This is a genomic window from Marinobacter salinexigens, assembly GCF_008370345.1.
In the GTDB taxonomy this organism is placed as follows: Bacteria; Pseudomonadota; Gammaproteobacteria; order Pseudomonadales; family Oleiphilaceae; genus Marinobacter; species Marinobacter salinexigens.
In genome coordinates, this window is the sequence record NZ_VTUU01000006.1 from 204,730 (window position 1) to 222,828 (window position 18,099).

Annotated in this window: 28 protein-coding genes; 7 read left to right on the plus strand and 21 right to left on the minus strand. The window is 53.9% G+C overall.

The features are described from left to right. Positions 1 to 49: 49 nt before the first annotated feature. The 4 genes from FWJ25_RS13740 to FWJ25_RS13755 all read right to left on the minus strand — a co-directional run bounded on the left by FWJ25_RS13740 (position 50) and on the right by FWJ25_RS13755 (position 2,386). Complete coding sequence (locus FWJ25_RS13740) at positions 50 to 817, minus strand: DUF2182 domain-containing protein (RefSeq protein WP_223163251.1); 768 nt, start codon at positions 815 to 817, stop codon at positions 50 to 52. A 15-nt stretch (positions 818 to 832) separates the two neighbouring features. Next, positions 833 to 1,468, minus strand: coding sequence for a DUF1326 domain-containing protein (locus tag FWJ25_RS13745; protein ID WP_149600828.1), 636 nt, complete (start codon positions 1,466 to 1,468; stop codon positions 833 to 835). Between the two features lie 157 nt (positions 1,469 to 1,625). Continuing rightward, the gene (locus tag FWJ25_RS13750) at positions 1,626 to 2,003 is read right to left on the minus strand and encodes a nuclear transport factor 2 family protein (RefSeq protein WP_149600829.1); all 378 of its coding nucleotides are present in this window, start codon (positions 2,001 to 2,003) and stop codon (positions 1,626 to 1,628) included. 41 nt (positions 2,004 to 2,044) lie between these two features. Beyond that, positions 2,045 to 2,386 (minus strand): CPCC family cysteine-rich protein, encoded by a 342-nt coding sequence (locus FWJ25_RS13755; RefSeq protein ID WP_149600830.1) that lies wholly within the window; start codon positions 2,384 to 2,386, stop codon positions 2,045 to 2,047. Between the two features lie 201 nt (positions 2,387 to 2,587). Between FWJ25_RS13755 and FWJ25_RS13760 the strand changes: the two genes are divergently transcribed. Next, on the plus strand, positions 2,588 to 3,097 hold the full coding sequence (locus FWJ25_RS13760) for a MarR family winged helix-turn-helix transcriptional regulator (RefSeq protein WP_149600831.1): 510 nt from the start codon (positions 2,588 to 2,590) through the stop codon (positions 3,095 to 3,097). Positions 3,098 to 3,145: 48 nt separating this feature from the next. Here the strand turns inward: FWJ25_RS13760 and FWJ25_RS13765 are convergent, their stop codons facing one another. The 11 genes from FWJ25_RS13765 to FWJ25_RS13815 form a co-directional block, all read right to left on the minus strand. Further along, positions 3,146 to 3,937: an amino acid ABC transporter ATP-binding protein gene (locus FWJ25_RS13765; RefSeq protein ID WP_149600832.1), complete on the minus strand. Its 792-nt coding sequence runs from the start codon at positions 3,935 to 3,937 to the stop codon at positions 3,146 to 3,148. Next, the gene (locus tag FWJ25_RS13770) at positions 3,934 to 4,596 is read right to left on the minus strand and encodes an amino acid ABC transporter permease (RefSeq protein ID WP_149600833.1); all 663 of its coding nucleotides are present in this window, start codon (positions 4,594 to 4,596) and stop codon (positions 3,934 to 3,936) included. Before FWJ25_RS13770 ends, FWJ25_RS13765 begins: the two co-directional genes overlap by 4 nt. A 2-nt stretch (positions 4,597 to 4,598) precedes the next feature. Next, a complete protein-coding gene (locus tag FWJ25_RS13775) occupies positions 4,599 to 5,240 on the minus strand; it encodes an amino acid ABC transporter permease (RefSeq protein ID WP_149600834.1) in 642 nt (213 codons plus the stop codon). Between the two features lie 9 nt (positions 5,241 to 5,249). Next, the gene (locus FWJ25_RS13780; RefSeq protein ID WP_149600835.1) at positions 5,250 to 6,080 is read right to left on the minus strand and encodes a transporter substrate-binding domain-containing protein; all 831 of its coding nucleotides are present in this window, start codon (positions 6,078 to 6,080) and stop codon (positions 5,250 to 5,252) included. 80 nt (positions 6,081 to 6,160) lie between these two features. Continuing rightward, positions 6,161 to 7,117 (minus strand): PDR/VanB family oxidoreductase, encoded by a 957-nt coding sequence (locus tag FWJ25_RS13785; protein WP_149600836.1) that lies wholly within the window; start codon positions 7,115 to 7,117, stop codon positions 6,161 to 6,163. Next, positions 7,104 to 8,135 carry a Rieske 2Fe-2S domain-containing protein gene (locus FWJ25_RS13790; RefSeq protein ID WP_149600837.1) on the minus strand — a complete coding sequence of 344 codons (1,032 nt, stop codon included), beginning with the start codon at positions 8,133 to 8,135 and terminating at the stop codon, positions 7,104 to 7,106. Before FWJ25_RS13790 ends, FWJ25_RS13785 begins: the two co-directional genes overlap by 14 nt. Positions 8,136 to 8,189: 54 nt before the next feature. Beyond that, on the minus strand, positions 8,190 to 9,341 hold the full coding sequence (locus FWJ25_RS13795) for an oxamate carbamoyltransferase subunit AllG family protein (RefSeq protein WP_149600838.1): 1,152 nt from the start codon (positions 9,339 to 9,341) through the stop codon (positions 8,190 to 8,192). A gap of 3 nt (positions 9,342 to 9,344) precedes the next feature. After that, complete coding sequence (locus tag FWJ25_RS13800) at positions 9,345 to 10,610, minus strand: amidohydrolase/deacetylase family metallohydrolase (protein WP_149600839.1); 1,266 nt, start codon at positions 10,608 to 10,610, stop codon at positions 9,345 to 9,347. A 255-nt stretch (positions 10,611 to 10,865) separates the two neighbouring features. Further along, a complete protein-coding gene (locus FWJ25_RS13805; protein WP_149600840.1) occupies positions 10,866 to 11,636 on the minus strand; it encodes a CLCA_X family protein in 771 nt (256 codons plus the stop codon). Between the two features lie 32 nt (positions 11,637 to 11,668). Then, complete coding sequence (locus FWJ25_RS13810) at positions 11,669 to 12,520, minus strand: ABC transporter C-terminal domain-containing protein (RefSeq protein WP_149600841.1); 852 nt, start codon at positions 12,518 to 12,520, stop codon at positions 11,669 to 11,671. Between the two features lie 29 nt (positions 12,521 to 12,549). Continuing rightward, on the minus strand, positions 12,550 to 13,143 hold the full coding sequence (locus tag FWJ25_RS13815) for a hypothetical protein (protein ID WP_149600842.1): 594 nt from the start codon (positions 13,141 to 13,143) through the stop codon (positions 12,550 to 12,552). A 97-nt stretch (positions 13,144 to 13,240) separates the two neighbouring features. On the opposite strand from FWJ25_RS13815, the gene rrtA reads away from it, so the two are divergent. Together rrtA and FWJ25_RS13825 are read left to right on the plus strand one after the other, a co-directional pair. Continuing rightward, positions 13,241 to 13,837, plus strand: coding sequence for a rhombosortase (gene rrtA, locus FWJ25_RS13820; RefSeq protein WP_149600843.1), 597 nt, complete (start codon positions 13,241 to 13,243; stop codon positions 13,835 to 13,837). Between the two features lie 51 nt (positions 13,838 to 13,888). Further along, positions 13,889 to 14,332 carry a YbaY family lipoprotein gene (locus FWJ25_RS13825; RefSeq protein ID WP_149600844.1) on the plus strand — a complete coding sequence of 148 codons (444 nt, stop codon included), beginning with the start codon at positions 13,889 to 13,891 and terminating at the stop codon, positions 14,330 to 14,332. Between the two features lie 49 nt (positions 14,333 to 14,381). Here the strand turns inward: FWJ25_RS13825 and FWJ25_RS13830 are convergent, their stop codons facing one another. The 3 genes from FWJ25_RS13830 to FWJ25_RS13840 form a co-directional block, all read right to left on the minus strand. Continuing rightward, complete coding sequence (locus FWJ25_RS13830; RefSeq protein WP_149600845.1) at positions 14,382 to 14,900, minus strand: GNAT family N-acetyltransferase; 519 nt, start codon at positions 14,898 to 14,900, stop codon at positions 14,382 to 14,384. 54 nt (positions 14,901 to 14,954) lie between these two features. Further along, the gene (locus FWJ25_RS13835) at positions 14,955 to 15,416 is read right to left on the minus strand and encodes a methyltransferase family protein (protein ID WP_149600846.1); all 462 of its coding nucleotides are present in this window, start codon (positions 15,414 to 15,416) and stop codon (positions 14,955 to 14,957) included. A 64-nt stretch (positions 15,417 to 15,480) separates the two neighbouring features. Next, positions 15,481 to 15,849, minus strand: coding sequence for a hypothetical protein (locus FWJ25_RS13840; protein ID WP_149600847.1), 369 nt, complete (start codon positions 15,847 to 15,849; stop codon positions 15,481 to 15,483). A 142-nt stretch (positions 15,850 to 15,991) separates the two neighbouring features. On the opposite strand from FWJ25_RS13840, the gene FWJ25_RS13845 reads away from it, so the two are divergent. The 4 genes from FWJ25_RS13845 (at position 15,992) to FWJ25_RS13860 (ending at position 17,012) form a co-directional block, all read left to right on the plus strand. Beyond that, on the plus strand, positions 15,992 to 16,204 hold the full coding sequence (locus tag FWJ25_RS13845) for a type II toxin-antitoxin system Phd/YefM family antitoxin (protein ID WP_149600848.1): 213 nt from the start codon (positions 15,992 to 15,994) through the stop codon (positions 16,202 to 16,204). After that, a complete protein-coding gene (locus FWJ25_RS13850) occupies positions 16,156 to 16,368 on the plus strand; it encodes a Txe/YoeB family addiction module toxin (RefSeq protein ID WP_149600849.1) in 213 nt (70 codons plus the stop codon). Before FWJ25_RS13845 ends, FWJ25_RS13850 begins: the two co-directional genes overlap by 49 nt. An 81-nt stretch (positions 16,369 to 16,449) precedes the next feature. Then, positions 16,450 to 16,695 (plus strand): type II toxin-antitoxin system CcdA family antitoxin, encoded by a 246-nt coding sequence (locus FWJ25_RS13855; RefSeq protein WP_043320922.1) that lies wholly within the window; start codon positions 16,450 to 16,452, stop codon positions 16,693 to 16,695. Further along, entirely contained in the window at positions 16,695 to 17,012 is a 318-nt protein-coding gene (locus FWJ25_RS13860; RefSeq protein ID WP_149600850.1) for a CcdB family protein, read from the plus strand. The genes FWJ25_RS13855 and FWJ25_RS13860 overlap by 1 nt, the downstream gene beginning before the upstream one ends. Before the next feature lie 73 nt (positions 17,013 to 17,085). On the opposite strand, the gene FWJ25_RS13865 is transcribed toward FWJ25_RS13860, so the two are convergent. The 3 genes from FWJ25_RS13865 to FWJ25_RS20040 form a co-directional block, all read right to left on the minus strand. Then, positions 17,086 to 17,349 carry a Txe/YoeB family addiction module toxin gene (locus FWJ25_RS13865; RefSeq protein ID WP_149600851.1) on the minus strand — a complete coding sequence of 88 codons (264 nt, stop codon included), beginning with the start codon at positions 17,347 to 17,349 and terminating at the stop codon, positions 17,086 to 17,088. After that, positions 17,346 to 17,588 (minus strand): type II toxin-antitoxin system Phd/YefM family antitoxin, encoded by a 243-nt coding sequence (locus tag FWJ25_RS13870; RefSeq protein WP_149600852.1) that lies wholly within the window; start codon positions 17,586 to 17,588, stop codon positions 17,346 to 17,348. The genes FWJ25_RS13865 and FWJ25_RS13870 overlap by 4 nt, the downstream gene beginning before the upstream one ends. 158 nt (positions 17,589 to 17,746) lie before the next feature. Continuing rightward, positions 17,747 to 18,064 (minus strand): YpsA SLOG family protein, encoded by a 318-nt coding sequence (locus tag FWJ25_RS20040; protein WP_306462858.1) that lies wholly within the window; start codon positions 18,062 to 18,064, stop codon positions 17,747 to 17,749. Between the last annotated feature and the right edge of the window lie 35 nt (positions 18,065 to 18,099).

Sequence of the window (18,099 nt, forward strand, 5' to 3'; positions counted from 1 at the left end):
ACCCGCACCAGAGCAGTGCTCAATAATCAGAACGGTCGAAAAGTGCGCCTTAAACGATCATCACCACACCCGAGGCAATGGCGAGAATGCCAACGACTTTCGACATGCTTTCGCCAAGCGGCAGCAACTTCTCAAGTAACACCAGAACCGCAATTCCCGCGATCACCACCAGATCCATAACGCCGCCCACAAACAATAGCGCCATGAGTGCTGCGCAACAGCCGACACAGTAGGCCCCGTGGCGTAGCCCCATGACAAACGCCCCGCTCAGCCCGGATTGCCAGTAACGGGTAATGAACAGTAACGGCCCCCGGCAGCGGCGAAGGCAGGCCTGTTTGAGGGGAGAAAACTGATAGATGCCTGCAGCGATCAGAACCACACCACTGAACACCTGGTTCTGGCTGGCCATCCGGGCACTGAGTAAAGCCGACTCTTCCAGCAACCATTGCAGAGTGGTGGCAACCAGACTGAAGACCACCCAGGTCAACACATAGCCAGCCACGAATAAGGCGGTACCCATCCCAACGCCAGCCAAACGATTCTTACGCGCTACCTGCCGGTACAACATGATCATCGGTGCTGCGCTCGGTGTCATCATCGCCACCATCATGATGCTCCACATCACCAACATCATGACGAAATAGCCCGGCGTCCAATGCCTGAACGACATCATATTGCCCGCAGGCATCTCAGCCATGCCTGCGGCCATGTCGACCAGGTACCACCAGCTCAGCACGGTAATCATCAGCAGCCCGAGCCAGGTTGCTACCGCGCCCGGTGACATCCACCCACGGTATGCCATGCGACTGCTGGCCATAGCTCACACCCCTGGTCAGTGATGAACGCCCGTGGGACCAATGTCCAGACGCGCCATGTGGCAATGGCTGGCATCTAGCTCCAGGGGAATGTCAGCGTGCGCACTGGTTTTTCCGGTTGCCACCTCGGCGACGGCGTACTCGAACCCGTGGGGGAGATCAATGCGAGCCCGATGCTCGGAACCGTCTATCGGATTTCGGATGGGTGATCCACTGGCCTCAACCAGATCCGCCACGCGAACCGTTGCATTGCGTCCGTCAACGTCGCAGTCAATCTCGATCGGGCAGAACACCGGATCATGCATCTCGGTCAATGTGCTGGCAAACACATTAAAGAAGGTAGCCCCAGGCTCTGATGTCTCTCCAGACAGGATCGCCATCAGCGCATCGCGTTGCTCCGGGCTTGCGCGCTCATCCACGAACGCCTGGGCGCTCCCGTTGCCTTCATGGATCGCGCCCGGCCATTTCAGGGTCATGGCGAACGCCAGACCATCAAGGCGAGTATCTCCGAAGAACCCGTCTTCAATTTTCACCGCTGCAAAGGCTTTGCAGTCCCCATGGGTCGGCCTTGCCATGAACTGGCACGGGCAGCCCAAGTCACAGTTGCAGTTAACGAACTCCTGGCCTTTTATTCTCCAATCGACTCTGTCCATCTTCGTTTCTCCTCTCAGAAACGCAGCCCCTTGACTCAAGGATAAGACAGCCAGAACCCGGCATTAGATCAATAATTCTGCAACAGGTGGTGATTATGCATCTGACGCCTAAAGGAGGAGGAACAGGGAACGGAAATAACGAGCAGACTCGTCGTCTCTAACCTGCCGAGGGGAGAATCCCCCCAAGCATATTTTCGACTACGGCGGCGTTGTAAAAGGTTTCAACCGTGTGGATCTTATCACCACGAACCCGGAACCAGACCGCCAGGCGCACATCGCCGATGGGTTCAAAGTGCGTCTGGTAGTCCAGAATCGCGAAGACATGTTCACCATCGGCACTGAGCTGGCGAACAATAAGGTCTTTCTGGATCGCCGCCATACCAAACTGGTAAGCCAGCATGTCGTCCCGTGTCAGGAAACGCATGTTCGGACCCACGTATTCAAAATCCTCGGCGGCAAGCAAGGCCTTGGCCTCATCAAAGCGCTGGGCCTGAATATCCGCAATAAACTGTTCTACGATGTCTTTTGGCTGCATCTATTCCCTCCAAAGTCTTTCAATTCAGGACACACTCCATGTCACTGACCACTATCATCACCGGAAAGGTGTGTAATCGTGGTACTGACCGCCACACCGTTCTCAACTGTGTACTTGCGTATGTTTATGTCTGATACCCGTGGCTCACGAACGTGTGGTTTATCTTTCGGATCGCTGGCCCCGATCTTGAGAAAGTTTAGCCTGCCTTCGGCAAGCGTCACGTAGTTGGGACCATACCAGCACTCGTTCTGCTCCGGATCATCCTGGCCATCATCTTCCCAGAAACAGATACGACAGATGCCATAGCGCCCCGGCTCCTTCAAAGTGGCATAACCACAGCACGGGCAGGCAAACAGTCCGTTGATCGCTTGTTCTCTAGCCATACTTAATCACACATCGAAATACCAACACATCCTGCTTTAGCAGGATAGCGGAGCCCTTCATGGAATGGCACTGAAACAATTTGATATACCTCAACTAATATTTTCAGGACCCCGGATTTAACGGCCTAAAACGCTGCCAAGGGCATCATTGAATGGTATGTTTAGAGTTCATTAGATCTACCATTGAATGACCTGTTGGCCATGACCACTCTGACACCCGAAGAGACCAGTACAGAACTCCAGAAAGCTGTTGACCGATCGGCACTTTTTGCTCGTCCCGGCTTCCTGATTCGACGACTACACCAGATCCACACCAGCCTGTTTCTCAGCGAAACCAGTGAATTCAACATTACTCCGGTTCAGTACAGCCTCATGAGTGCATTGAGAGACAAAGGTGAGATGGACCAGAATAGTCTGGCTCAGGAGATCGGGCTGGAACGGACCAGTGTTGCCGAAGTTATTCCCCGCCTGGAAGCGAGAGAACTTCTGGAACGGCGGCGCAGTAACGAGGACCGCAGGGTCAAACTGGTCAAGTTGAGTCGTAAGGGAAAAACGTTGCTTCGCAAAATGGCCACCAGCGTACAACAAGCGCACGACAGAACCATCGAAGCATTACCGGAAGAGGATCGCGCGCAATTCCTGTTGCAGATGGTCCAGTTGGTCGAGGCAAATAACCACCTGGGAAGCGCTCCGTTCAAGCTGCCGGATTAAGGGGAACACGGAGCAGCGAATACCCGCTGCTCCACGGCGTGGCGGCCGTTACTTGTACTGGACACTGTGGAGAAAGGTTTTCGCCTTATCGGTCTGGGGATGGTCGAAAAAGTCCTCGGGAGACCTGTTCTCAATGATATGCCCACTATCCATGAAAATGATCCGGCTCGACACCTGTCGGGCAAACTTCATCTCATGGGTGACGATGACCATGGTAGCACCGTCAGCGGCCAGGTCGCGCATCACCTCAAGCACCTCACCCACCAACATCGGGTCCAAGGCGCTGGTGGGTTCGTCAAACAGCAGAATTTCCGGTTTCATCGCCAGTGCCCGGGCAATACCAACACGCTGTTTCTGACCACCCGACAGGCGCGAAGGCAGCATGTCCATTTTGTCCTCAAGCCCGACACGTTTGAGTACCGCTCGGGCTTCGTTCTCGACCTCTTTACGATCGCGCTTTTGCACATGAACCGGGCTCGCCATCACATTCTCCAGCACCGTCATGTGTGGCCAGAGCGCAAAATGCTGAAACACCATCCCGATTCTGGAGCGCATCTGGGACAACTGGGTATCGTTCATTTTCGCGCCTGATCCGGCATACCCCATCCGCTCGGAATTCAGCCGGATGTGACCCGCATCAGGTTCTTCAAGCCAGTTGATACACCTGAGCAAAGTGGATTTCCCACAGCCGGAGGGGCCCAGCAGCGACACCACTTCCCCCTTCTGCATGTCGAATGAAATATCCTTCAGGACATGGTTGTCCCCAAAACTCTTACTGATTCCCTGCACCCGGAGAACCGTGTCCGTGGTGGCGGGTTTCGGATTGGCAATGGCATTCATGCAATTCTCTCCCGGGCGTAGTGGGCTACACCATTCACGATGAACTCGATGAGCAGGCACAACAGCCAGTACATCAAGCCCGCTACGATGAAGCAGACAAACGGATTAAAGTAAATCGACTGAATCGAGTTGAACGCAGCCGTGATATCAACCACCGAAATGATGCCCAGATAGGCACTGTCCTTGATGATCTGGATCCACTGATTGCCCACCATCGGAATTGAACGCATCAGAAGCAATGGGCCAATAATCCGCCGGATCATGGCGGCACCGCGAAAGCCATAGGCGGTGCCGGCTTCGAGAATATCGGCAGGAATATCAACCCAGGCACTGCGGAGGATAATGGCCATGTATGCCGAGTGATACACAATCAAGGCAACCAGGCCAGACGTGTATTTATCAAAATTGATCCCGTAGCTGGGAAGGCCAAAGTAAATCACGTAGACGAAGAGAAGGAATGGCGAACAGCGCATGGCACTGCACAACCACTCGACAGCCTTCCTCAGCCAGGAAACCTTGCTGAAAAACAGGGGGGTCAGAACAAGGCCAACGAACACCGAGACAACCCCGGAAATGAACACCAGCGACAAGGTCGCTTCAATGCCTTGGTATATGGTTTCCCGCTCATCGTAAATAATCTGGAAGTCTGTAAGGTTCATAGTCAAATCCCCGCAGATCTGATTCTGGTTTCAAGTCTTTTCTGCAGTTCTATCAACAACATGACAATGATGATGTAGATGGCAAACCCAAGTAGCAGCGGCGGTATCGGCTCGTAGGTCCGCGCACCGATTCGCTGGGCAGCACGGGTAATATCCAGCAAACCGATCACGGAGATTGCAGGGCTGTTCTTGACCAGCAACGTCATTTCGTTAATCAATCCGGGGATACTGGAGCGCCAGATCTGTGGCAACAGAACATGACGAAACCGAACCCAGCGCGTCATACCAAACGCCTGAGCGGCTTCGTACTGAGAACGGTCAAAAGCCAGCAGCGATGACCGCCATATTTCGCAGTTGAACGCAGTGGCCGTGATCGAAAAGGAGATCAATGCTGCAACAAAAGGATTAAGGGAGATACCAAATTGCGGCAGCCCGAAGTAGATCAGCATAATCAGAGTAACTGCAGGGCAGGAACGCACAATGCTGACGTAGAGATAAGCACACTTTCCGAATACCGGGATCCTGGCCCAGCGCAATAGCGCCAGGCCAAGTCCCAGAGGAATCCCTACGATAATGGCGACAAACGAGACACCAACAGTAGACAGTGCGCCGTAGACAAAACTCAGATAATCGTAGAAATTCATTATCTACTCTCAGTTAACGTCAACCGGCATATTTTCGTACCGCGTACCCAGCCACTTTTCCTGGAGGCGATACATCTCACCTGATTCACGCACTTTGAGCAGGGCATCATTGACGACTTTCAGGACGGCATCATTACCTTTCTTCACTGCCCAGGCCTTGTAACCCGGCGCACCGATAGCTGTGCCCAGTTCGAATACCCCCGGACGTTCTTCCATCAGCGTACGCAGAGTAATGTCGGTGTTAACCACCGCATCCAGACGTCCAAGCGCCAGGTCCTGATAGGCCTCCGGGTAGCCATGATATTCAACGATTTCAGCTACACCCTCGCCAAACTCGGCTTTGAGCTTTTTGTCATACGCTTTCAGTTCCAGCAGGAACGCGCTCCCGGTTTCCGCACCAACGACTTTTCCAATCAGGTCTTTACCGGTTTCGATATCGCTACCGGCTTTGGTGGCGTAGAAGGTCTGTGAGGCAGCGGTTGGCGTGGTGTAATCAAACGCCTTTCGGCGTTGATCGGTAACCATCACGGCCGAAAGGGCCATGTCGAACTTGCCACTCTGCACACCCGGCAAAATACCCGCCCAAGGCATAATTTCTTGCTTGAGGCTGATCCCCGCTTCCTTCTCAACCAGCGCTTTGAGCTCGTTGTCGTAACCGGTGGATTTGCCGTCCTCGATGAACTCAAACGGGCGATAATTATCTTCCGTAGCCACAGAAATGAAGCCCTTATCCTTGATTTCCTCCACAGTCGCCGCTGCGGCGAAGCTGCCATAGCTCACCGCTGTTGCGAGCATTAAGACCGGTGTTGCTTTCTTGAGCACGTTCAATAAAGAAGTCATTTTTTTACCTTTGGTCACGTTGAATATTGAATACCCAGGTACTGAGGAAAAGAGGCTTTGCTGTCTCCCCGTATCCTCCGTCATAAATCCAGAACCAGCCTTTCTGTACCGGCCCGAGAGCAACAGATCATCATCGTTCTATCGCTATTGTGTTCAGCTACGTCTTTCACACTGTCGAGGTGAACAGGGCTCCCTTCGAGAACCCTTGTTTCACAGGCGCCGCATATTCCCTGTTCGCAGGAATACATGACATCGACATCGTTTCGGATCAGGGCGTCGAGGATACTTTCATCCCCAGCCACCTCGATCACCTGCCCGCTTTTAGCCAGCACAATCTGGAGAGCCTCACCGTCGCCATCTGCGACCGGGGCCTTGCCGAAATACTCGTAATACACTCGAGTCAGGCCACAGGCCTCTGTGGATTCAACAAGTTCCTCAATCATTTGACCGGGGCCGCAGCAATAAACGCAGGAGCCCGTCTCAAGTGACTGAACAACCTCCTTCAGCCGTGGTCGGGCAGCACTGTCCTGTTTTGGGTAGAGCGTCACTCCGGGTTCAGCTGCCAGCTCATCGTGGAACAACATGCTGTCGATACTTTCACCCCAATAATGGAGGTGGACTTTTTTGCCCAGCCGTTTGAGCTCCCGGTACATGGAATAAATCGGTGTAATACCGATACCGCCGGCAAACAGGGTGTAGGGAACATCGAATTCATCCAGCGGGAAGCTGTTGCGACACCCTCCAACAGCCAGGCTTTGTCCCAGCCTCAGGTCGTCGTGCAACCACCGGGACCCTCCCCTGCCTGCCGCTTCCTTCTTCACGCCAATCACATAGCGTTTGCTGGAGCACAGAGGCGTAATCAACGAGTACTGACGAATCTGTCCATCAGGCAGAACCAGATCGATGTGAGAGCCAGGAGCCACCTCGGGTAACGCAGCGCCATTCTCGGGATACAGCTCAAAGAGATGGATATTCCGGGCACCCACCCTCATCGCGCGCACCTGAAAGGTTTCTCTGACGGGCTCAGACGGTGCCATACTCAATCCCCATCTGACGCATCCAGGCGCGGTATTTCATACCCAGCAGGTCGGTGCTGTGATGCAGCTCTGCACGCAGATCTACCGGAATCCTCTCCGGACGCTGGGTATCAACAATGTCGGCATCCTGCTGGTAGACCAGATCCTGACGCCGACGCACGTCTTCATCGGTGGGCAATGGATCAAAATTTGCGGCGCAGGTAATGCGGATGATGCTGTGTTCCGGATCAACCTGCTGAGCCGTGAAAAAAGTACAGAAACGATCAGATTCACGACCTTCGTGAGCCCGCTCTGGATCCGTAATCACGAGCCGTTTCTTGAAGTAGGCAACACAGGGGCGCATGACTCTGTATGAGTAATAGGAAATCACAGGTACTTCACGCGGATCGCCGTATGGCTGAGTCACCTGAACTTCACTGCTGAACAGCTCTCCGCCTTCTTCCCACACTTTGTATGGCGGGATCGGATCAGGGCTATCCATCAGGCCATTGACACCGGCATGCACGAAGGGGAAATGGCTGGGATCGATAAAGTTTTCCAGTGCACGGTATGCCGACTTAAAGGGATAAGGGCCACATACAACCGTCTTGTAGGTAGCGTCGTTCCACTCGGGAAAGTCAGGAATGTCTTTTTCGGGCGTACCGATGCAAGCCCACACCAGCCCGTATTTTTCCTGGGAATGATGCACGATGGTCCTGGCTTTCTTCATGGGTGTTTCGTTCGGCGAAGCCGGTATCAATGTGCATCTTCCGGTGCCGTCGTAGTTCCAGCCGTGGTAAGGGCAGACCACCTTGTCGCTGGCAATAAACCCCTTGGAAAGGCGTGCCCCACGGTGAATACAGAGGTCTTCCCAGACATGAACCTCACCAGAACTGTCACGCCAGATAACCAGATCCCTCTCCATCAGGGTGCTGGGCGTCAGTTCGCCTTCTACAATCTCCTCACTGGCCGCAACAACATGCCAATCATTCAGGAGTGCCGGCTCAAGGGTTCTCTCGATTTCAGGGATCTTATTCATCAATTCCTCACTTCTTTTTAACAACGGGCTTTCGTCAGAAACAAAAGTCCCGGATCACGACAGGGGGCGTTGCAACTGCCCCATCTGAAGACTGAGCAACCCTCTTCCCAGCAGACCGGTTTCACCGCGACCATCCACCATCGCCAGCGAAACATTCATCACCGCTGCTTCAGCCATCATGGGTTGAAGCCTGAACCCGGTATGAATTCGCCTTCCCAGGCCAAATGATGCTGTTGAGTATTCCTCAACCTGAGCCAGGCGCGCGGCGATCCAGCCGGGCAGTACCTGCCCTATGTGGCTGTGTTGCCAGATTTGCCCACCGAAACCCAAAGCATCGATCACGCCGCTGTCACCAAGCGCCTTCGCGACATTCACTTCAGGATCAGCCAGCTCTCCCGCCGGAGGCATCCCCGGACCGCACACCCAGGTATCGGGTTCCGCAACACAGCGCACACCAACCCGTTCGCCATTTCCCGCGATCGCAAGCACCACATCCGGATCACTCGCAACGAAACGCAAACGATCAGCAAGGTGGAGGGCACAGGCCATCCACAAGGTCAGGAAAAACAGTGGGGTGGCATCGAGATACAACGCAATCTCTTGCTCGGGTGATGCAATCCGGGTAGCGAGTAGCCGGGTAGCTACTGTGGTTTCACAGTGCAGGTCGTCGCCCGCATCAAGGGCCTGTGCTGCGATTGGCAACAGGGATATGGGTCGTTCCGACAATATCGCCTGGAATGCCGCGGCCAACCGACAGTCGCGGTACTCCATACGTTCAAACAGGTCCGGGTTTCGGGAGCCAAAGCGAACCTCTGCGCCGGGCCCACTGTGCAGCAACGACCAGAAGCGCTTACCCGTTGCCGGGTCCGTCACGCCGACCAACGCTGTCGAAGGGGAAACCACGCCGGCCAGTGGCACAGATACGCGGTAACCCAGCGACGGCTCCAACCGGATTTCACCGGCACGAATCATTCGCTCCGCTTCCACTTCGTCCTCAGCCCACCCCTCATAGAGGGCGCAAATAACAGCAGAAGACAGCACCGGATTACTCGGCACGGTTGCATCAATGAACGGCGGGCCCGCATGCAGCAGCATACGTTCCTCCAACCCCACAGCATCGCGGGCAGGAGCAACGACATCCCAGACCAGGGCGTTAGCCGTCATAGCCCGGGTCTGGTCAACGCTGCTGGCAGAGTCTCTGTTCATCGCTCAGGCCACCATGAACTCAGGCAGGATGTCTGCGTCAGCTTCGTACAGCACACCGCTTTTCACGCAGAACAACGGAGCCAACAACCGATCTGCCACAACGCGGGTTCCTTCGTTGTCTCGCAGTTGCCACTGTCCCCGCTCATCAGCGAGCACAGAAATATCGGCTTCAGCCCCCGGGCTCAGTGTCCCCAACTCTCCTTCCATCCCCAACATCCGGGCGGCATTGGTGGTCACCATCCGGACCACGTGGTCAAACGGTACCCCCAGTGCAAGCATGCTGGTCATTGCGGAAGTGAGGCTGAACTTCACCGCGCCCTTGAACAGATGCCCTTCATCAGGATGTTCGTCCGGCGTGCCGCTCGGGCAGGGTACGGAGGTGTTGTAGCCGTGCATGTCTGAACCGAGTGTGTCTGGCAACACACCCTCTTCCAGCACAATGCGCGCTGTCTCATAACTAAAATGGGAACCGTGGCCGACATCAACCTTCAGCCCCTTTGCTACCGCTTCTTTAACCAGGGGATGCAGTTTGCCGGTGGTGGTAACAAACCCACCCGGATGGCGGCTGAACGGATGAGCCAGGATGTCGCCGGGTTTAAGAAGCTTCACCACGTCGCTGAGAATGGTATCCGGGTCTACATCAGATCCCCCTTCCTCTGGCAGTGGCCATAGCTGACCAAAGTGAATGTAGACCGGTAAATCCGAGCGCCTGCCGATCTCGGCAGCCTTTTCCATCACACTCACACCCCAGCGGTTGAAACCACCCAGCTCCGCATGGGCCTTTATGCCACGAACGATATCGCGGTTACCCTCGATCGCCATCAGGGTGGCATCCACATCGGAACACTCAGGCCGGTACAGCTCAGGGTAAAAGTGCCCTTCAAGACCGCCGACCAGATAGGCCGATATGAAGGGAATGACGCGACTTGCCGAGGACTCGACAATAAACTTCCTGAATCCGGGAATGGTCATACAGCTCGCACCACCCTGATCAACCAGGGTGGTAACGCCAGAACGCACTCCGCACAGATCCGCATTCAGGCCAAAGCGCCCTGATACGTACTGGTAGACATGGCTGTGAGTATCAATAAGACCAGGCAGAACCAAACGCCCCGTACAATCGATCTCCTCGTAATCGCCACCAATAGAAGACGTATCCACAACGCCGACCTGATCGATTCGACCGTCAACCACAAGCAGATCGCCGATCTCATCCCTGTGATTTGCCGGGTCGACTATCCGCCCCCCTTTCAGAAGTAGATTTTTCATATGATTTCCGTTTTTCTGACTGTTACCCGGACAAAGCAAGTGGTATACCACCTTTTTTTGACAACAAAATGGATAGCTATAATCAATTGAAAATAAACGGATAACCTGAAAATCACCAAAAGAAAAAGAGAGCTAAAAATTCAAAAAAGAACAAAGCAGCCGACCTTCCATGCCCCAACCTGGAACATGGGTGCACTGCAATTGGTCGGGTAGAATGTGACTTGTGAAGGGAATGGCGTAGAAAGCCTGAAGGTCCTAGAGAGCCCGGCGCAAAGCCCGCCCCAGGTGATGGTAGTAGTCGAGAAAAGCCTGATTAATACTCCGCCGCTGTTCACCTTGCGGATATAGCCCCAGTCGAGCCTCCTCAGATTCTTTTGTGCCTTTTACCAGAAAGCCGTTCTTGCACTCAGCATCCTGGACAAACGCTTCAAAAGCGCGTGCACACAGCTCCTCTGGCCGGCTGAAATAATGAATACCAGCGGCCTTGTCCGCCTGCGCAGAGCAGCGAAACAGCTCGCTGGGCCGGGAACCACTCTGATCCAGCAATATCGCGCGGTAACAGGCCTGTAGCTTGTCGTTTAGCGGGTGAACAATCCCATTTTCCCTTTTAAGCCAGAGGCTGGAGCCAAAGTCTCCCTTGCGGGTATCGGGAAAAAGCTTGTCGGCAATGTAGTGATCAAAGGCGTGGAACCATTCGTGGGCAATGCTGCCGGGGCCCGCGTTCTTCGCCAACGCGAAGCTTCGGGTAGCAGGCGTGTAATGGGCAGACACCCCCGGCCTGCCACCGATGCCATATTGCAGAGCCAGACTGCCACGCAGGGAAATCAGCGATTCCGTGCCACCGAGGATCGTCATCAGGTCGCACAGAGCGTCATAAAACAGGGCGGCACTGCGCTGCTTCTCCGGCTCCGTTACCCAGCGGCCAATCTCGACCGAACGAAACTGGAAACGGCGGCGAACATCCAGAAAGGTGACGGGGGCTCCGGCGCGGTGGTCCGGGCCCCGACGGTAGAACGATTTGGGCATAGAACTCAGGCTGTTTTGGATAACATCCCAGTCTACACTATCCGCCGACGCGGCCTCACGAACAGGCCTAGCGCAGGGAGCAGCAAAATCAACCAGCCCATGGCGCCACTGCCACCGCCTCCCGAAGGTTTATTCACGGCCGCTTCCAGGGCAGCGATCTCCTGCTCCGCAGTGTTGATCAGTGCTTCAACCTCATCAAGGCGTGCCTGCTCGTCCATGAATACCCCCGCATCCAGCTGAGACTTGATGAGCACGTCAGACTCTGCAAGGGCCTCCGCGACATGCACCAGCCGGCGCTTCAGACTGGTGTTGCCCAAACTGACTTCACCATCAGCCAGCTCTGCATCAAGGCCAACTGCAGCACCACTGCTCGCCGAGTTACCGAGAACCAGACCATCCCGCTGCAAGAACTGCTCGACCTGGGCACAATTAAATTCGTTCTCCACTGGCTCGCCCTCGGGTATCACCGCTTCAGGGTCCGCGAGTGGATCAGGGCAATAGTCCGGGGCCGTTCCATCACTCAGCACTACATAGGTGTCCAAGCTCTGCTGGTTGATGTAAAAGGCATCGCTACCGCCACTCGCCGTCTGGTTGGCATCCATTCGCCAGGACTCACCAACAACACCCTCCACATAGGCATTCGGCAATACCTGGCGGACGGTCTCTCCCGGCGTTGCGGTGCTGTCATACAGCCGGATGCGTGTATTGTTCTCCTTGAGTTTGAACGTGCCCAGGGCGAAGTCTTCCCCGTTACCACAGTCTAAACCCACGCACACACCGGAGCCGCCGGTCACGATTACATCATCGCTCTTCACCGCATCCGCTAATGACGGCAAGGTCATCGAAGCACACAGCAAAAACAAACCACACTGTAGAATTTTCATTCGCAGGGTTCCTCGCTGGTCGGCCAGGATCAGTCGACTTGAGCCGCGACGGCTTCAAGACGGTCAACGAGGGTTGATAGCCGGGCTTCCAGCTCTGAAACGCGGGTGTCCAAAGCGTCGACTTCCGCTGCCACGGAAGCCGTCGCCTCGCCCTTGAACACATTGAATTGAGCCAGCGTCACCGCGTCGGTGTCGTCGACAGCATCAGCAACGTGTGTCACCCGCCGTTCGCTGCCCAGATCACCCACCGATACCGCATCTTCAACTACCGCTGCACCTGCACCCAATGCCACATCACCGTCGGCAGAAATAACCAGGGCGTCGAGAGCATTGGTCAGGTTTTTGATAAAGAATGAGGTTTGCGTTGCCAACCCACCATCAGTCGCCCCAACTACCCAGTCGTCAGACGGAAAAGTGCCGGCGTTGCTGGTGTCCTGAAACACCACCTGGGGTGTGGCCGAACGGAGCACCAGAGTGTCGAATTCAAACGTCATATTTTCAACACAATCAGCGCCCACACAGGCGCTACCCTGAACAATCAGGTCGTCCAGGATCACCTCCGCCGAGGCAATAACAGGGAGTGAAAAAATGATGGTAGAAGCCAGTCCGTATAGGGTTCGCATTCACTTATTCCTTTTATAATCGAATCCAGTTATTCGGCATTAGCAACCACGCCGGGACCGCTGTCGCAGGTGCTTGGTTTTCCCATGAGGGGCTTCAATGAGTTTATGTCACATAGTTAACGGGTGCCGAAAATTTAATGTTCGTGAATTCGGGCTGCCGCTCCTGCTCGGGGCCAGTCTTATTCTGGCGTGGTGGTTCAGGGATGTGGCCGCTGATGTCATGATGTATCGACGCTCCGGTATAGAAGCCGGGCAGATCTGGCGCTTGCTGACGGCCCATTGGGTTCATCTGAGCGTTCAGCATCTGGCTCTGAACCTGACCACACTTGCGATCACCTGGTGGTTTTTCGGACACGCTTTGGCCGGGCTGGCGGGCTACATTCTGACGCTATTCATCTCAATGGGGCTGTCACTCACCCTGTTACTTCTGAACTCGGACGTAGAATGGTACGTGGGATTCTCGGGGGTTCTGCACGGTTTATTAATCGCAGGTGCTCTGCTATCCCGGCGTCATAACCCCTTGCTCTCAGCTCTGGTGGTGTTGGTTGTTGTGATCAAACTGGCTTTTGAACAGATTCTGGGGCCCAACCCTGACCTCGTGCAGTTCATCGGTTCGCCGGTTCTCGTGGAAGCCCATCTGTACGGTGCTGTTCTTGGCTTCCTGAGCGCTGCAGTAATGGCTAGGCTACAATAAGCAGTATTAATAATGACTCTTAGATAAGCAGACACCACCGGAGATAACGCAATGAGACTGAAAGCTGCATGGTTAATCAGCGCCTGCACCTTGCTACTGGCCGCATGCGCCACTCAGGAGCAACCCATGACAGACTCCGGGCAGACAGCTGACAACACCCTCATGCGCGTTATCAGTGGTGAGGTCTGGTACCGGGAACGCATTGCATTGGTGCCCGGAGCGAAAGTGGTCGTGACTCTTGAAGACGTATCCCGGGCAGACGCGCCGGCAACCGTGATCACCGACTACACCTATGTGGTGGACGGCAAAGCCCCTCCTTACCCCTTCAAGCTGGTCTACAGCCCATCAGCTATTGATGAACGCATGACCTATGCACTACGGGCCAAGATCCTCAAAGACGGCAAACTGCTCTTCATCAATACACAGCGTGTTGACCCGTTCGCCGGCGAACCGGGAGAGCCTGTGCGCATCATGGTATCGAAGACGGGCGGTTAATCTCGGACAGCGGCCCGGAACTGCTGCAACTGGTTATACAGGTTCAGGTTCATCGGCAGGACCAACCCAGAAAAATGTTAACCGTCGGCTGATTTTGATTGTTCGAGCTTAGATACCGTTCCATTGAGAAATTCACCAGCAAAACCCCGTTTCTTTGCACTTCATTTTTCGTGATCACAGAGAAACCGCGGTGCTCGAAGAACGGCTTGGCAATGAGTGACGCCTCAACGTACAGGCGTTTGATATTTCTGGCTCTGGCGTCCTCAAGCAAACGCTCATACAAGGCGGATGCGACACCTCTTACCTGGAACTCCGGATGGGTATAAGTGCAATCAATATGACCATCGTCATCCAACTCGATAAAACCAGCCACACGATTTTCAATGAACGCCAAGAGCGGTTGTTTCACCTTCAGTCGCTCAGACCAGGCCGCATAGTCGACAGGGGTAGGAGCCCAAGCCTCCTTTTGCTCAGCGGTATACAATGAAGGGTCGATTGCATGAACAGATTGATAAAACAATTCAGCAACCTCACCAGCCTTATCTGCGGAATACGTTTGTATATACATGTAGCCCTGATGCCCCAGTGGTAATGAGAGCGAATTTTGATAACTTGTTGGGCATCAAACCCACCTGCGAACCTCTGCTTCGTACTGACGGTAAGCCTCACCAAACTTCTCTCGCATGTGCCGCTCCTCTGGAACGATTTGAAACCGGTTCATGTAAACAACGAATGCCGGAAGCAGCGCAATACTTGCCAAATTGCCAAGAAAAACTCCCCAAGCAATGAGGACGAGCAAGAAACCAACGTACATTGGGTTTCGACTTATTCGATAGACCCCACGAACGACCAGGCTAACGGATTGATTTGGCACTCGTGGGTCGACGGTTGTGCCCGCTGACCGAAACTCCAAAACGCCAAGTAACGCAAAAGCAACACCGATGGCCGCCGGCACCAGTGCGATGAGCGGAGAAGAAGACAAAGTGAAACCAAGCCCCGGGACAGCGACCGCCAATGTCCACATAAGGAGGGCCGTAACAAGCACCAGAATAACTGGTGGGATTTTTAGCTCTAATGTCAGCACAAAGGGCATCCGGTGGATGGGCCAGCAGGCCCGGAACGAACTGCAACAACTGGTCAGGTATTTCTCAGGTCCGTACACCGCATGGGGCGGCCGGGAGTTTGCCTGCCAAAATTCGCTGCCAATCGGTAGCGGCCTCCTGGGTGCTGAATGCCGCCCGTATATTTCCATTGGAAATTGGGACCCATATTGTCGCCCTCAAAAATTCGCGACGACCGACCATTATTCGGATCATTTTGCCGGCGTTTGCTTCCGTGAACGCCTTCAAGTTTGTGGTGCCAACCTCTGTTAACTTGACGAATACCGGCCAGCCCAGATCGGTATTCTCGCCAACTTCAGATTGCTCCACGTAGGGAGAGCACAAATAGAATTCCGGCTCAGCCTCGGCCAATACAATGGCAGGAATAGCCAGGAACAGAACGACGACCCATCTCATCTTTACGAACGCCTGACGCCCGGTTCACCCACCGGTTAGGAGCCGCGAGGCGGCGGAAAATCGGTCGCTGTGCAGCCGATTGTTAAATCTTAATGCGTACGGCACCCTGAACATGCTCAACATCCTGTACAGGAGCAGCCTTATGGATGCCATTAGTTACACAGCCGCTAGAACCAATCTAGCAAAAACCATGCAGCAGGTCTGTGAAGACCACTCCCCTGTGATCATCACCCGGAGCAAGTCGCCGTCAGTGGTCATGATCTCCCTGGAGGACTACGAGGCGCTGCAAGAAACGGCGTACCTTCTGTGCGGGCAGAAAACCGACAAAAAATCCTTAACCGAATCAACAAGCTGATCAAAGAGACCAAGCGAGAAGCGTTCGAAGGTGTTGGCAAACCAGAGCCCCTCAAACACAGCCTCGCCGGGTACTGGTCTCGCCGAATAAATGAAGAACACCGAATAGCTTACAAAGTCACGGATGACGCTTTACTTATCGCCCAACTCCGGTATCACTACTGATTTAACGCCGCGTTAAATGCATTTGCCACGCAAGATCCATGCGCATACTATATGCACATAGCCCATGCAAGGACTGTGACCATGAAGTCAATTTATGACCATTCAGCGGCCAAGAAACCCACAAACCTTAGTTTAAACAAAGACTTACTAACCAAGGCAAAACAGCTAAACATTAACCTTTCCGCGACGCTTGAGAAGGCATTGGCTGCCGAAGTCAGCAAGCGACAGGCTGAAGAATGGCTAAAAGCTAATCAAAAAGGCCTTGAGGCATGCAATGAGTTCGTGGAAAAGAATGGCCTTTTCTCAGACGCATTTAGGGATTTCTAGTGAGCCAGTTTACCCTCTACGAAAACACGGATAAAACCACCAGAAAGGCCTATCCATATTTTTTAGATGTTCAAACTGACCTCATTTCTGTATTGAACTCCAGAATCGTGATTCCGGTAATTCCCGCCCAAAATCTTGAGCGAGAAGCACCTGAAGGTTTATGCCCAATTTTTCAAATTGATAGTAATGAGTACGCGCTACTTACCCATCAACTAACCAGTGCTCCGACATCCATTTTGAAGCGCCCCGTCGAAAACCTAGAAACTTTTCGCGATGAAATTATCAACGCGATAGATTTTTTGATTACTGGTATTTAACGCGGAGCTTTGCGGCAATTTTGAAGCCGCACAACGGTGGAAAAATTGTCCGGCAACAGCGGCTGGTTATGCATCACTCGTAATGACTCCAGAGCCTGAGAACTTTCACCACTCGTTCTTTCTCGAGCACTTGGTAGACCAGACGATGCTGAATATTGATGCGACGTGAATAAGCCCCGGCAAGATCACCAATGAGCATCTCAAACGGAGGCGGCTTGCGGTATGGATCCTCAGCTAGCAGCGTTAACAGTTCCTGGGCTTTTGGTTTGAGGCCGCTGGAGGCCAACTTCTTTGCGTCTTTCTGGGCTTGTTTGGTGTAAACCAACTTCCATGTCACCAGTCCAGCTCCTCATCGCATTCATCCACCGGGGTATCCATCCCCTCACGAACAGACTCCCGCATACCCGGTACGGAGAGCAGGTAAAGTGTTTCCTGAATTGCCGACCAGTCCTCCTCGGATACCAGAACGGCTTTGTTCCGCTTACCCATGATGACGATTGGCTGGTGGGACTCGGCGGTCTCATCAATCAACCGATAAAGGTTGCTGCGCGCCTCAGTTGCTGTGATTCCGGTCATGACGCACCCCTTGCATGTTCAAATTTTGATCAATTGTACGCTTTTATGTACGTACGTCAAGGCGAACGCAATTGCATAACTCATCGCTAATGTGCTCCGCCTCACGATCCAACGACTCGACAACCCAAGCCGGGAAATCTATACCGTGCTTGACCTGGTTATGTTGATTGCAGTATCACACGACCGATCGCCTGCTTCACATAGCGGTATATTGCCGGGCAACTGCTTGATCTAGGGCCTGCAACATTCAATACACTTACGTTAAATTCTCGGACAAACTCGCTAAGAAGTTCTGCTGCGCGCGATGATTCAACCAGCTCAATATCAATAAGCTTGTACGGCTTGCCTTGCCGAATGCAAAAGTGTAGTAGCCCCCATTTAAACCGGACACCTTGGTAGAAGCAAAGGCCTAGGCATAGACCTAGTGCAAAGGAGTGTCCAAGGTGGAGAGAATCGAAGTCATAACTGGCGTGCAGCGCCGTCGCCGGTATTCCGCACAGGAGAAGGCATT